The organism is Pseudonocardia sp. (assembly GCF_025965585.1).
Classification (GTDB): Bacteria; Actinomycetota; Actinomycetes; order Mycobacteriales; family Pseudonocardiaceae; genus Pseudonocardia.
The window spans coordinates 1-13,021 of sequence record NZ_JAOPWR010000335.1 but is presented as its reverse complement, the minus strand read 5'-3'; the positions used below and the strand labels follow the sequence as shown (position 1 = coordinate 13,021).

Genomic DNA, 13,021 nt, shown 5'->3' with positions numbered 1-13,021 from the left:
ACGGGCGCGAGCGGGGTGTTGCCCAGGACGATGTCGGCGGCCTTCTCGGCCAGCATCATCACCGGCGCGTAGGTGTTGCCGTTGGTCAGCTCCGGGAAGATCGACGCGTCGATCACGCGGATGCCGTCGAGCCCGTGTACCCGGAGCGTGGCCGGGTCGACCACCGCGCCCTCGTCGGTGCCCATCCGGGCGCTGCACGCGAGGTGCAGGCCGGGGCGGGCCGTGCGCTCCACCCAGTCCAGGACGCCCTCGTCGGTGGTGACGCCCGGGCCGGGCTGGGTCTCGCGCGCGCCGAGCGCCGCGAACGCGGGCTGGTTCATGAGGTCGCGCCCGACGGCCACGGCGTCGATCCAGCGCTGCCGGTCGCCGGGGCCGGACATGAAGTTCATCAGGATCGACGGGTGCTGCCGGGCGTCGCGCGAGGTGATCCGGACGGTGCCCGTGGCCTTCGAGTGCATGACGCCGAGGTAGACCTGGTAGCCGTGCTCGGCGATGCGGACCGGGCCGTCGGCGTTCTCGATGATGAGCGGGATGATCCCGAACAGGATGTCGGGGCTGACGGCGGGCTGTCCGGTGCTGGCGAAGCCCACGGCCTGCAGGGGGTTGCGCGCGCCCGGGCCGCGGCCGAACAGGACCGCCCGGCCGATGATGCCCGGCCAGTGGATCTTGCCGCGCAGCGGCGAGGTGAGAACGGGCCGCGACGACGAGTACATGAGGTGCACGGCGAGGTGGTCCTTGAGGTGCCGTCCGACGCCGGGCAGCTCGTGCACCACGGGGACGCCGACGCTCTGCAGGTGCGCGGGGTCGCCGACCCCGGACAGCTGCAGCGCCTGGGGAGAGCCGATGGCGCCGCCGGAGAGGATCACCTCGCGGGCGCGGACGACGCGCTCGCCGCCGCGGCGCAGCCGGTAGGCCACGCCGACGGCGCGCGTGCCCTCGAACACCACCCGGCTCACCTGCGCGTGCGTCCGGACGTCGAGGTTGCGCCGCCGCCGGGCCGGGTGGAGGTACGCGGTGGACGACGAGTCGCGCAGGCCGCGGCGCACGGCCTGGTCGGCGGGGGCGAAGCCCTCCTGCTCGGCGTCGTTGATGTCCGGGAGCACCTTGTGGCCGGCCTGCTGGGCGGCGGCGAAGAACGCGTCGTTGAGGTGGCCGTCGGCGGGGCCGCGCTCCAGCGACTGCGGGCCGCACCGGCCGCGACCGGTGCCCTCGGGCTCGCCGACGCAGTTCTCCAGGCGGTCGAAGTAGGGCGCGCAGTGCGCCCAGTCCCAGTGGCCCATCCCCGGCCCGGAACCCCAGACGTCGAAGTCGGCGCGGTTGCCGCGCTGGTAGATCATCCCGTTGACGCTGCTGGAGCCACCGAGGAGCTTGCCGCGCGGATGGGCCAGCCGCCGCGACTGCAGCCCGGCCTCCGGGTCGGACTCGTAGTTCCAGTCGTAGTGCGGCTTGCCGATGATGCGGCCCACCGCGATCGGGAGCCGGACCTGCAGGTCCCACCAGTGGTCGGGGCCGCCGGCCTCCAGCACCAGCACGCTCACGTCCGGGTCGGCGCTCAGCCTGTTGGCCAGGACGCACCCGGCCGCGCCACCCCCGACGATGACGTAGTCGTACTCGCTGCGCGCCATCCGCTGAATTCCTCTCGCCTTGCCCCGACACGGCTGACCGTGGAATGCGTGCGCGGAGAGGAACGGACCCGCAGGCGTCGTGGACGTGACGGACGGCACGTTGGAGCGCCTGACGTCTGGTCCGGATGGTGCTGGGGAGCGGCGCCGGCGCCTCGTTCGCCTCCGTGCGGAAGGGACCCTACAACGCTCCACAGCGAACACACAGAGTGATGCGCCCGGCGATTCGCCCGGATTCGTCCCGCCGTACGGCACAGTCCTCTCAGCGTCGTCTCAGGCGCCGAACGGAGGATGCGCCGCGTGCCGTCGACGTATGGGGAAACCGCGGTGGGCCGGCCCGCCGGCCGCCTCGCGCGACTGCGGGGTGATCTGCTCGGGGCACTGGCGATCGCGGTCGTGATCATCGCCACGGTGCTGTCGGTGGTGCGGTGCTTCGGCCCGATGACCTACTCCGGCGACATCTGGCGGCAGTCCGACACGGCCTCCATCGCGCACAACTTCGCGACGAACGGGATGCACCTGTTCTTCCCGCAGATCGACTGGGGCGGTGCGGGGCCGGGTTACGTCGAGGCCGAGTTCCAGCTCCTCACCTGGCTCACCGCCGCGCTCTACCTGGTGTTCGGCGAGCACGTGTGGCTCGGCAGGCTGCTCTCGCTGGCGTTCTCGGTCGTGGGCACGGCGGCGTTCTGGGGGCTCGCCCGCCGGTTGCTGCCGCTCACGGCCGCCCGGTGGGCGCTGATCGCGTTCGTGCTGTCACCCCTGTCCATGCGCTACGGCAGCGCGTTCATGCCCGACGCCACGGCTCTCGCGTTCTTCCTGCTGGCGCTGCTGGCGTTCCGTCGCTGGCTCGACGAGGACCGGCTGCGGTGGCTCGTGGCGGCCGCGGCGGCAACGTCGGCGGCGGCTCTGGTCAAGCCGACGTCGCTCATCGTGCTGCCGATCCTGCTCGTGTGGGTGTCCGTCGCGGACCGCGACCGGTTGCGCCGGACGTCGGTGTACGTTGCAGCGGTGGCCGCGCTGGCCGCCCCCGCCCTGTGGCTGTTGCACGCCCACGGGCTGTACGTCGACTACGGCAACACCTTCGGCGTCCTGTCCGGCGGCGACGACAAGTTCGGCGGCGCGAGGCAGTGGCTGCGTCCGTCGTTCTGGATCGGCAACGCCTACCTCGAGGCGGTGTGGGTCCTCGGGGTCGTCGGCGTGCCGTTCGCGGTCCTGGGTGCGGTGCAGGTGTGGCGGCGTCGCCGGGAGTTCGCGGTGATCGTCGCGGCGGCCGGGACGCTGGTGGTCTACGTCTTCGCGGTGGCCCGTTACAGCCAGAACGCGCCGCAGTACCACATCTACGCGCTGCCGTTCGCCGCCCTGCTCGTCGGGCTCGGGGTGGGGGCGATGGCACGGTGGTGCCGTCCGCGGTGGCCCCAGTCCGTCCGCCGCGTCGCGTCGGTGGTGCTCGTGGCGGCCTTCCTCGCAGGGAGCGTCACCGTGTTCGCCGGCTCGATGCTTGACACGAGCGGCGTGCTCGGGGTGTGTGCCGACCAGCTGGAGCAGGTGTCGGCGCCCGGCGACCTCGTCGTCGTCAGCACCACCAGCGACGCCGTCGACGACGGCGTGTCGAACAACTGGCAGGAGCCGGTGGTCTTCTTCCTGGCCGACCGCCGGGGCTGGAGCCTCGCGGCCGACCAGCACGACCCCGGCCACCTCGCCGCCGACCGCGACGCCGGGGCGCGCTTCTTCGTCGTCGGCGACCCCGCGCTCGTGCCGGCGGGGGGAGCGCTGGCGGTGTGGCTGGCGGCGAACGCGACGCCGGTGCGAACGACCGCAGCGGACGGCTGTGGCATCTGGGCGATGCGGCCAGCCCGGTAACGACGCCCGTACGGGTGCGACCAGAAGTGTGGAGGCTTGTTGTGGAACGTCGTCCGGTTGAGTCCGAAGCGGTGCCGATCCGTGCCCGGCCTGCCGGGGGTGCACCCGGCGGGGGGAGTCCGCGTCAGTACCCTGAGAACGTGGCTGCACCGCGCGAATCAGGCAAACAGCGCTGGGGGCGGCTGCTCATCGGCCGTGGCCTCGAGCTGAACGCCCTCGCGCTGATGGCCGCATCGGTGATCACCGCGCTGGTCGGTCTGGTCTTCTGGGCCGTCGCCACCCGGCTGCCCCCGGCCGAGGTCGGGCGGTCCTCGGCGATCATCACCACGGCCACCCTGCTCAGCGCGCTGGCCAGCCAGAACGTCGGGCTGCTGGTGAGCCGGTTCCTGCCGGGTGCCGGCAAGCGGTCCAAGGCGCTGGTGCTCGGCGGCTACGCGGCGGCGTCGGGCGTGGCACTGCTGCTCGGCATCGGATTCGTGCTCTTCTTCCACAGCACGATCTTCGCGTCCGAACTCGAACGGATCCTGTTCCCCGTCTTCACCGTGGTGCTGTCGTTGTTCGTGCTGCAGGACTGGGTGCTCATCGGGCTGCGGGCCTCCGCATGGGTACCGCTGGAGCAGCTCGTCTTCGCGGTCGTGAAGCTGGGCCTGCTGGTGGCGCTCATGTCGCTCGTGCCCGTCGGCGGCATCGTGCTGTCGTGGGTGCTGCCGGCCGGGCTCGCGGTGCTGGTGGTCAGCTCCGTCATCGTCTTCCGGGTGCTGCCGCGGCGGCCACCGCCGTTGGAGGGTGCGGCCCAGCTCCCGGGCCGGCGCGCTCTGGGCATCGTCTTCGTCAGCGAGTACGCCACCGGGATCATGACCGTCGCCGTGCCGATGGCGCTGCCGCTGATCATCGTCGCCCAGCTGGGCACCACGGCCAACGCCTACTACGCGCTGCCGTGGATGCTCAGCGAGGCGTTCAACATGCTGCTGTGGAACATCAGCTCGTCCTACATGGTCGAGGCGTCCAACGACGGGCCGAAGGCGGCCGCCCTGCTCAAGCGCACCATCCGCCTGAACGTGCTCATCGGCGGTCTGGGCGTGCCGTTCATGCTCATCGGGGCGCCGTGGCTGCTCACGTTCCTCGGCGGGGAGTACGCGGCCCAGGGCTCCACCGTGCTGCGCATCCTCGCCTGCGCGATCCCGTTCCTCGTCATCACGGCGCTCTACAACACCACGGCGCGGGTTCGCGGCCAGATGGGCCGCGTCGTCGCGATCCAGCTCGGAGCGGCGGTCGTCACCATCGGGCTGGCGCTGGTACTCGTGCGCACGTTGGGCATCAACGGGGTGGCACTGGCCTACCTGATCGCCGAGGTGGCCTCCGCGATCATCGTCTTCATCCCGCTGGTCCGGATCCTGCGGGAGAAGAGCACCACCGTCCCCACCGGTGACCCCGAACCCGTTCCGGCCGGGGCGCCCACGCCGTAGCGCCCCCCCCGGACCCCAACGCGGAGAGAAACCCTGTGACATCGATCGGGACATCGACCGGCCACCGGCCGACGGTGAACGTCGTCGTGCCGTGCTACCGCTACGGCGGGTACGTCACGCAGACGGTCACGAGCATCCTGCGCAACCAGCACGTCGACATCGACGTCCTGGTGATCGACGATGCCTCGCCCGACGACTCGTGGGACGTCGTGCAGGGGCTCCCGCACCTCGACCCCCGCGTCCGCGTGGTGCGCAACGCGCGCAACCAGGGGCTCATCGCCACCGCCAACGACGGCCTGGAGCAGGCCAAGGGCGACTACGTCGTGCTGCTCTCGGCCGACGACGCGCTGGCCCCGGGCTGGCTCGACCGCGGCGTCGACCTGCTGGAACGCACGCCGCACGCCACGTTCGCGAAGGGCCCGGTGCGCGTCTTCGAGGGGGCGCACCTGCCCACCCTGCGCAAGCAGCGCGACCTGCGGTCGGTGGTCTGGCCCGGCCACGACTGGATCGCCGCGAGCTGCGACCGCGGGGTCACCGACGTGCGCTCTCCGGAGGTCATCGTCCGCACGTCGGCGCAGCGCGAGGCCGGTGGCTACAACCCGAAGGTTCCCTACAGCTCCGACATGGAGATGTGGCTGCGCCTGGCCGTGCTCGGCGACGTCGTCGAGGTGAGCGGGCCGATCGCGGCGTTCTACCGCTTCCACCCCGCGAACATGTCCCGGGGCAAGGACCTGCTCGGCGTCGGCGAGCTCGACAGCAACGCGGCCGCGTTCGCCGAGTGGCGCGCCGGCGCGGGCTCCCAGCTCGACGACGCCGACGCCCTGATGGCTCGCGCCGACCACGCGCTGGCCAGGGCCGCCGTCCACAAGGCGCGTGCGGCGTTCCTGCAGGACCCGGGCATGTTCGAGCGCCTGTGCGCCTTCGCGCTGGAGAAGGACTCCGAGTGGGCTCGTCCGGAGGTGGCGAAGCTCCGCGCGCGGTTCGGCGCGCCGCTCGCCACCCGGCTGCGCGACCGTGCCGCGCCCGTCACCGAGGCCGTCCTGCGCACCCGCAGGCGCGTTCCGCACCTGCGGGCCCGGGCCGGCCTCTACTCGGCCTGGGTGAACGACCGGCTCGGCACCGCCGACCACACCAGGAGCGGCATGAAGGAGACCGGGCGATGACCCCACGGATCATGAGCGACGACGTCGAGGGCATGTGGTGCTGCGAGACCGAGCTCTCGGGTGACGGCACGATCCGGTCGGTCGCTCCCCACGAACCGGACCTCGTCACGGCCCGCGTGCTCGTCCGGTTGCACGGCGAACCGCTCGGATACGTCACGCTGCCCGCCGCCGACGGCGACGTCGACCGCCACCACCTGCTCAAGACGGTCTGGGAGCAGTGGGGCGACGACGTCAACGGGCACCTGGCCGCCGAGGGCGTGCCCGCGCTGACCGGCCTGGACATCGAGGACCTGGCGGTCCCGGCCGCCGGCCCGGGCTGCTCCAACCACGTCGAGCCCGACGAGTCGGTGTCCGTGGTGGTCTGTACCCACAACCGCAGCAGCATCCTCGTCCGCTGTCTCGCCGGGCTGAAGGCGCTGACCTACCCGAAGCTCGAGATCGTCATCGTCGACAACGCCCCGAGCGACGGCAGCACGCGTGCCGTCGTGGAGGAGGTGATGGCCTCCGACGACCGCTTCCGCTACGTCGTCGAGCCGCGGGCCGGGCTGTCCTACGCCCGTAACAAGGGCCTCGCCGAGGCCACCGGCACGTTGCTGGCCTACACCGACGACGACGTGTCGGTGGATCCCGGATGGATCGAGGGCCTGATCCGCGGCTTCCGCAGGCGCCCTGATGTCGGCTGCGTCACGGGTCTGGTGTGCACGGCCAGCGTCAGCACGTCGGCCGAGGCGTACTTCGACGCGCGCGCCGCGTCGTGGTCCACGCGGCCGCGCCCGGAGATCTTCGACATGCACGGTGCCCGCCGCGCCGGGGCCCTCTACCCGTACTCGGCGGGCATCTACGGCACGGGCGCCAACTTCGCGTTCGACCGCGCGTTCCTCGCCGCGATCGGCGGCTTCGACGAGGCGCTCGGCGCCGGCGCGCGCACCCGCGGCGGCGAGGACCTCGACGCGTTCGTCAACACGCTGCTCGAGGGCCGGGCCATCGCCTACGAGCCGTCGGCGGTCGTCTGGCACCACCACCGCGCGGGACGCGAGGACCTGCTGCGCCAGCTCTACGGCTACGGCACGGGCTTCGCCGCGTTCATCACGAAGACCATCGCCAACCCCGCCACCCGCTGGGACGTCGTGCAGCGCGTGCCCCAGGGCCTGGCCAAGATGGTGAGGATCCAGTCGGACACGCGGGAGGCGCTGGGCGAGGAGGTCGAGTCGCCCCGCGGCGCGGCCCTCGTCGAGTTCGCGGGGTACGCGGCGGGCCCGTTCCTGTACTGGCGCGCCCGCCGGGACAACCGCAGGATCAATCGCCGGATCTAGCGTCCAGACGATCTTCACAGATCGAGACGTCATCGTCGGATTCCGACGTTCCTGCTCGGCGCCGGCATCGGAATGCCGATCACTCTTCGCCCCTGATGGCGCATTCGTCCGCCTTGTTGCGCCCGAAAGGGCGCCGCGGCACGCTGGCTGCAGCGCTACGGTGAGCAACGTGTTGGTGGCCGCGTCATGAACGGTTGGGGAGTTGTAGCTCACTCAGCCTAACGGTTGCCGACTCCATGGGCTCCGCTTTAACTGCGTTTTACCACGGTATTGCTGGGCGATTATGAATCGGTGACATGTCACTGAGGGGGCGCCGATGAGCACCATGCCGGACGCTCCGGTGTGCGTGTACGACATCGACCTGGAATCGGCGCTCCCTCGGCTGATGCGGATCGGCGACGCGGACGACGTGCGCGTCCTGGTCCGTGTGCACACCCACCCGATCGCCTTCCTGGCGGTGGCGGTACCGCCGGAGGGGCTGGAGCCCGAGCGCCTCGGCGAGGCACTGGCCGAGGTCTACCCTCTCGCCGCCGCGCACCTGCGGGCCGACGAGTCGGCGGTGCTGCTCTCCGCGGTGCCGACGTCCGCGGGGCCGAACCCGACGGGAGCCGAGGAGCCGGCGTGCCTGGCGCGGCGGCGCAGGGCCGTGGCCGACGGGCCGGCGATGACGGTCCTGATCAGCACCCGTGACCGGCCCGAGTCGCTGCTGCGGTGTCTGGATTCCATCGCCCGGCTCGAGTACCCCCACTTCGACGTGGTCGTGGTCGACAACGCGCCGAGCACCGCCGCCACGGAGCGCGCGGTGGCGGCGTGGCAGGAGACCCACTCCGAGGTCATGGTGCGGTACCTGGCGGAGACGCGGGCAGGCGCGGCGCTGGCGCACAACCGGGGCCTGGCGGCGGTGACGGGTACCTGGGTGGTCCGCACCGATGACGACGTGGTGGTGGACCCTCGCTGGCTCAGCGCCATCGCCGAGGCGATCGCCGAAGAACCGGGCGTGGAGTGCGTCACCGGGCTGATCGTGCCCGCTGAGGTGCACACCGCGGCGCAGCGGCTGCTGGAGGAGTTCGGCGGGTACTCGCGCGGCTTCGAACGCCGGTGCTTCGACATGAACGGCCATCGCCCCGCGGGCGACAAGCTGTTCCCGTTCACGATGGGCCGGGTGGGCAGCGGGGCCAACATGGCGTTCGACGTCGCCCGGCTGCGCGCCCGTGGCGGTTTCGACGTCGCGCTGGGCCCGGGCACCGTCTCCCGCGGCGGCGAGGACCTCTTCGCGCTGTTCCAGGTGATCACCGGGGGCGGTCGGGTGGTGTACGAGCCCGGTGCCGTGGTGTGGCACTGGCACCGGCGCGACTACGGCAGCCTGCGCCGGCTGGTGCACGCCTACGGGATCGGCCTGGCTGCATACCTGACCAGTGCAGTCGTCCACGAGCCGCGGCTGTTCGTGGCGATGTTGCGCCGCGCCGTACCCGGGGCGCGCCATGCGCTCGCCCGCTCGTCGGAGAAGAACCGGCACAAGAATGTCGACTATCCGAGAGAGCTGGAGCTGATCGAGCTGCTGGGCATGCTGAGAGGTCCGTTGGCCTACCTCTGGAGCCGCCGGAGCCGGTGGCGGGAGCGATCGTGACCGGGCCGGGGGAGCGGGTGACCGTGCCGGTACCGATCCTGCTGTACCACTCGGTGTCGGACACGCCGTCGTCGTTCATCAGCCCGTACGCGGTGACGCCCGCGACCTTCGCCCGCCATCTCGACGTGATCGCCGAATCGGGCGCGGCCACCCTCACGGTCTCCGACCTGCGATCCGCGCTCGCCTCCGGAACCGCCCTGCCGCAGCGTCCGGTCCTGGTCACCTTCGACGACGGCTACCTCGACACGCTGACGACGGCCGCGCCGCTGCTCGCCGAGCGGGCGATGGCGATGACCGCGTACGTGATCAGCGGTGCGGTCGGCGGGGTCAGCCCGGGCGGCGACCCGATGATGAGCTGGTCGCAGATCGGCGAGCTGGCGGGCTCCGGGGCGGAGATCGGGGGCCACAGCCACACCCATCCCGAGCTCGACACGGTGCCGGCGCACCGCGTGCGCGACGAGGTCGCGGTGTGCAAGGACCGGCTCGAGCAGCAGACCGGGCAGCAGGTCCGTAGCTTCGCCTACCCGCACGGCTACTCCAGCCCGCGGACGCGCCGGGTGGTCGAGCAGGCGGGCTACAGCTCCGCGTGCAGCGTGAAGAACGCCCTGAGCTCGCCCCTCGACCCGCCGTACGCGATCTCCCGGCTGATGGTGATGGCGACCACGAGCGACGAGACGATCCGCGGGTGGGTCGCGGGCAACGGGGCACCGGTGGGCCAGGACGAGGAACGCCTGCTCACCCGCGGATGGCGGGCATGGCGGCGGATCGGCGTGCGGTGGGGTCGCACACCCCACTGGGCCCATGCCTGCTGACCGCCAGGCCGCGGAGGCGGCCACCGCACGGCATGCGAGCCCGACGGTCGCGTACCGGCTCCGTCGCGCCGTGTGCAACCCGTGAAGGTCCTCGACGCCGGGACCGGGCTGCTCCGCGCCGCCCCGCGGCTGTGGCGCGCTCCGGCCGACCGTCACCGCCTCAACCGGGTCCTCGTCCTCGTCCCCCGGGCCCTGGACGTGGTGGCCGCACAGACCGGTACCCGGGACCCCACGGACTGGGTCGTCCACTCCGCGATCGTGAGCGGCACCAGGATGGCGGTGGTGAAGCTCGGTCCGCTCGGCGGCGAGACCCTCGCGGTGCTGAAGGCACCGGCCGGCGCGGCGGCGACGGCCAGCCGGCGGCGCGAGGTCGCCGCGCTCGCCGGTCTCACCGCCGACCCGCGCGTCGCGGACTTCGCCGGCCTCCTCCCCGAGAGCCTCGCCGCCGGGATCGCGGACGGCCAGATGTTCACGGTCGAACGCGCGCTGCCCGGCGTCGAGGCCCACCGGGTGGTCCGGCCCGCGGAGGAGGACGGGCGCGCCCTGGGGGAAGCCGCCTCCGTGATCGGCGGACTGCACCGGCGCACCGGGTGCAGCGTGGTCATCGACGGGCCGATCCTGGACCTGTGGATCGACGGCCGGGTGGCGCTCGCCGCCGCCGCCACCCGCAACGCGGCGGCGCTCGAGCGGCTGCGACGGCGGCTGCGGGACGCGTGGATGGGCCGTACGGAGGTGGTGTGCTGGGTGCACGGGGACTTCTGGACGGGGAACGTCCTGACCGACCCGGCGTCGGGCAGGGTGACGGGCATCGTCGACTGGGAATGGGCCGGTGACCGGGAGCTGCCGGCCCACGACGTCGTCTACAGCTGCCTGCACCGCCGCCTGCAGGCCGGTCGGGGCGAGTTCGGCGACATCGTGCGGGCACTGCTCGACGGCGCCGGGTGGGATCCCTCCGAGCAGGAGGTGCTGCGCGCAGCCGGCATCCTCCCCGAGCGTCGGCAGCGCATCGAGGACGAGCTACTGCTGCTCGTGTGGCTCCGGCACATCGCCTACAACCTCATCCAGGACGCGGGCATCGCCCGCAACATCGTCTGGGTCCGGCACAACGTCGACAACGTCCTGCGAGCGCTCTGAGCACTCGCTGCCGGGGTTGCTGTACCGGGTGCTCGCGGCGCGCACCCATCCCGACGCCGAGGTGGGCCGGGGCAACGCCCTGGCACCGTGGCGCTGGTCCGCCCGCTCGGCCTGGTGGCGGTCGGGTGGGCGGGGCCGGCGGCCCAGCTGGTCCCGGCGCTCGCGCTGAGGCCCGCGGTCGTCCGGTGGATGCGGTCCTCGGCGCCCCCCATCGCCGGGGCCACCCCTGAGGGTCTCAGACCGTGACCTCGCCGCGGCCGCGGCGCGACGCGTCGGTGGCGATCTCGGTGGTGGCGGCCTTCATGCCCGTGACGTCCACCTGCCGGATCGGGACGGACATGCCGTCCTTCTGCAGGCTGATGGACGCGGCCTCGAGCATGGCGAGGACGCGCAGGCCGGACCAGCCGTCGGTGAGCGGGGCGCGGTCCTCGCCGATCGCGGCGGCGAACTCGACCATCACCGAGCGCAGCGCCTCGTGGTTGGGCAGCGCGGGGGCGACGGTGTCGCCGGTGCGGTAGGAGACGGCGGTGCGGCCGCGGGCGTCGGCGTCGAGGCCGGTGGGGTCCGCGCGGTCCACGCCCCGGTCGTGCACCGACAGCTTCTGCACGGGGTTCAGGTCGTCCCACACCACCGTGCGGCTGGAGCCGCCGACCACCACCGTGCGGATCTTGGTGGGGGACAGCCAGTTGACGTGCACGTGCGCGAGTGCGTCGTTGGACAGGCGGATCGTCAGGTGCGCGACGCAGGCGTGGCCCGCCCCGACCGGGTCGGAGCCGTGCGCGGCCACCGAGACCGGCTGCACGTCGTCGGGGAGGATCGCGTCGAAGATCGAGAGGTCGTGCGGCGCGAGGTCCCACAGCACGTCGACGTCGGGCTGGACGAGGCCGAGGTTGATGCGCACCGAGTCGAGGTACTGCAGGTCGCCCAGCTCACCGCCGCGCACGAGTTCGCGGATGTGGCGCACGGGCGGGGTGTAGACGTAGGTGTGGTCGAGCATGAGGACGCGCTGGTGGCGCTCGGCGGCCTCGACGAGCAGCCTGCCCTCCTCGTAGGTGGGCGCCAGCGGCTTCTCGACCAGCACGTGCTTGCCGGCCTCGAGCGCCTTGAGGGCGACTCCGTAGTGCGTGGCGGCGGGGGTGGCGATCGCGACGGCGGACACGGCCGGGTCGGCGAGAACCTCGTCGAGCGATCCGGAGACCCGGACGGTGGAGTAGTCGCCGAGGACCTTCTTCGCGCGGTCCACGTCGAGGTCGCAGAGGTACTCGAGGCGCAGGCCGGGTGTCTGCTGGGCGTTGCGGACGAGATTGGGCCCCCAGTACCCGGCTCCGATGACCGCGATCCCGATGGCCGGGCTGCTCGTCTCCACACGCACTCCCTCGATCGACCTGTCCATCACCCGAAAGGACGGTACCGGGCGCCGATGACGCCGCCCGTCCCGGGCGGCGTCGGGCGCAGTGCCGGCCGAAGTCGACGGTGCCCTCGTCGTCGGTGACGGTGCCCGTCGCCTTCGTGCGGCGGGAGGCCGGGAACGTCCGTGCTTCCTGGCGGGGCGGGGTGTGGCCAGTACCCCCGGCCGCCACCGGCCTGCTCCCACAGCGCCGCCGTCGCCGAGTTCGGCTTGATATCACACTCGCGTAACCCGACCCGGCTATGGTCTGATCAGCCTGCACAGGAGGTGGTCGCGTGAAGCATCGACAACCGGACCCCAACGGTGCCGACCCCGATCCAGGGGAGGTTCCGGGGATCACGCCGCTCCCGAGCGTGCTCCCGACGGGGTCCCGGGTCCTGCTTCTCAACGCGACGTTCGAGCCGCTCGCGGTGGTCACCGCCAAGCGCGCCGTCGTCCTGATGCTCTCCGGCAAGGCCGAGTGCGTGGAAGCCACGATCGACGGCTACTTCCACTCGGAGAACCTCTCCATCCCCGCTCCCTCGGTGATGCGCCTCTCGCGCTACGTCCGCGTGCCCTACCGCCGCGCCGTCCCGATGACGAGGGCGGGTGTGCTGCGCCGCGACCTGCGCCGCTG

9 protein-coding genes and 1 pseudogene are annotated in these 13,021 nt (G+C 72.3%); 8 read left to right on the top strand and 2 right to left on the bottom strand.

Going from position 1 to position 13,021, the window contains the following annotated elements; all coding sequences use genetic code 11:
* Positions 1-1,625 (bottom strand): choline dehydrogenase (locus JWR81_RS20625; RefSeq protein WP_297655333.1); only part of this gene is annotated, 1,625 nt, incomplete at its 3' end.
* Between the two features lie 297 nt (positions 1,626-1,922).
* On the opposite strand from JWR81_RS20625, the gene JWR81_RS20620 reads away from it, so the two are divergent.
* The 7 genes from JWR81_RS20620 (at position 1,923) to JWR81_RS20590 (ending at position 10,997) form a co-directional block, all read left to right on the top strand.
* The gene (locus JWR81_RS20620; protein WP_297655321.1) at positions 1,923-3,482 is read left to right on the top strand and encodes a glycosyltransferase family 39 protein; all 1,560 of its coding nucleotides are present in this window, start codon (positions 1,923-1,925) and stop codon (positions 3,480-3,482) included.
* A gap of 140 nt (positions 3,483-3,622) precedes the next feature.
* On the top strand, positions 3,623-4,948 hold the full coding sequence (locus JWR81_RS20615; RefSeq protein WP_297655318.1) for a lipopolysaccharide biosynthesis protein: 1,326 nt from the start codon (positions 3,623-3,625) through the stop codon (positions 4,946-4,948).
* 74 nt (positions 4,949-5,022) lie between these two features.
* Positions 5,023-6,111 (top strand): glycosyltransferase, encoded by a 1,089-nt coding sequence (locus JWR81_RS20610; RefSeq protein ID WP_297655315.1) that lies wholly within the window; start codon positions 5,023-5,025, stop codon positions 6,109-6,111.
* Entirely contained in the window at positions 6,108-7,424 is a 1,317-nt protein-coding gene (locus JWR81_RS20605) for a glycosyltransferase family 2 protein (RefSeq protein WP_297655312.1), read from the top strand. Before JWR81_RS20610 ends, JWR81_RS20605 begins: the two co-directional genes overlap by 4 nt.
* Positions 7,425-7,740: 316 nt before the next feature.
* Positions 7,741-9,051 carry a glycosyltransferase gene (locus JWR81_RS20600; protein WP_297655309.1) on the top strand — a complete coding sequence of 437 codons (1,311 nt, stop codon included), beginning with the start codon at positions 7,741-7,743 and terminating at the stop codon, positions 9,049-9,051.
* On the top strand, positions 9,048-9,863 hold the full coding sequence (locus JWR81_RS20595; RefSeq protein WP_297655305.1) for a polysaccharide deacetylase family protein: 816 nt from the start codon (positions 9,048-9,050) through the stop codon (positions 9,861-9,863). The genes JWR81_RS20600 and JWR81_RS20595 overlap by 4 nt, the downstream gene beginning before the upstream one ends.
* 81 nt (positions 9,864-9,944) lie before the next feature.
* Complete coding sequence (locus JWR81_RS20590; RefSeq protein ID WP_297655302.1) at positions 9,945-10,997, top strand: phosphotransferase; 1,053 nt, start codon at positions 9,945-9,947, stop codon at positions 10,995-10,997.
* Between the two features lie 235 nt (positions 10,998-11,232).
* On the opposite strand, the gene JWR81_RS20585 is transcribed toward JWR81_RS20590, so the two are convergent.
* The gene (locus tag JWR81_RS20585) at positions 11,233-12,363 is read right to left on the bottom strand and encodes a Gfo/Idh/MocA family oxidoreductase (protein ID WP_297655298.1); all 1,131 of its coding nucleotides are present in this window, start codon (positions 12,361-12,363) and stop codon (positions 11,233-11,235) included.
* A gap of 317 nt (positions 12,364-12,680) precedes the next feature.
* On the opposite strand from JWR81_RS20585, the pseudogene JWR81_RS20580 reads away from it, so the two are divergent.
* Positions 12,681-13,021, top strand: a pseudogene (locus JWR81_RS20580) (HNH endonuclease); the annotation flags it as partial.

Excerpts from the sequence above, each read along its gene's own strand:
- JWR81_RS20600 (WP_297655309.1), top strand. The coding sequence starts at position 7,741 with ATGAGCACCATGCCGGACGCTCCGGTGTGCGTGTACGACATCGACCTG.
- JWR81_RS20605 (WP_297655312.1), top strand. The coding sequence starts at position 6,108 with ATGACCCCACGGATCATGAGCGACGACGTCGAGGGCATGTGGTGCTGC.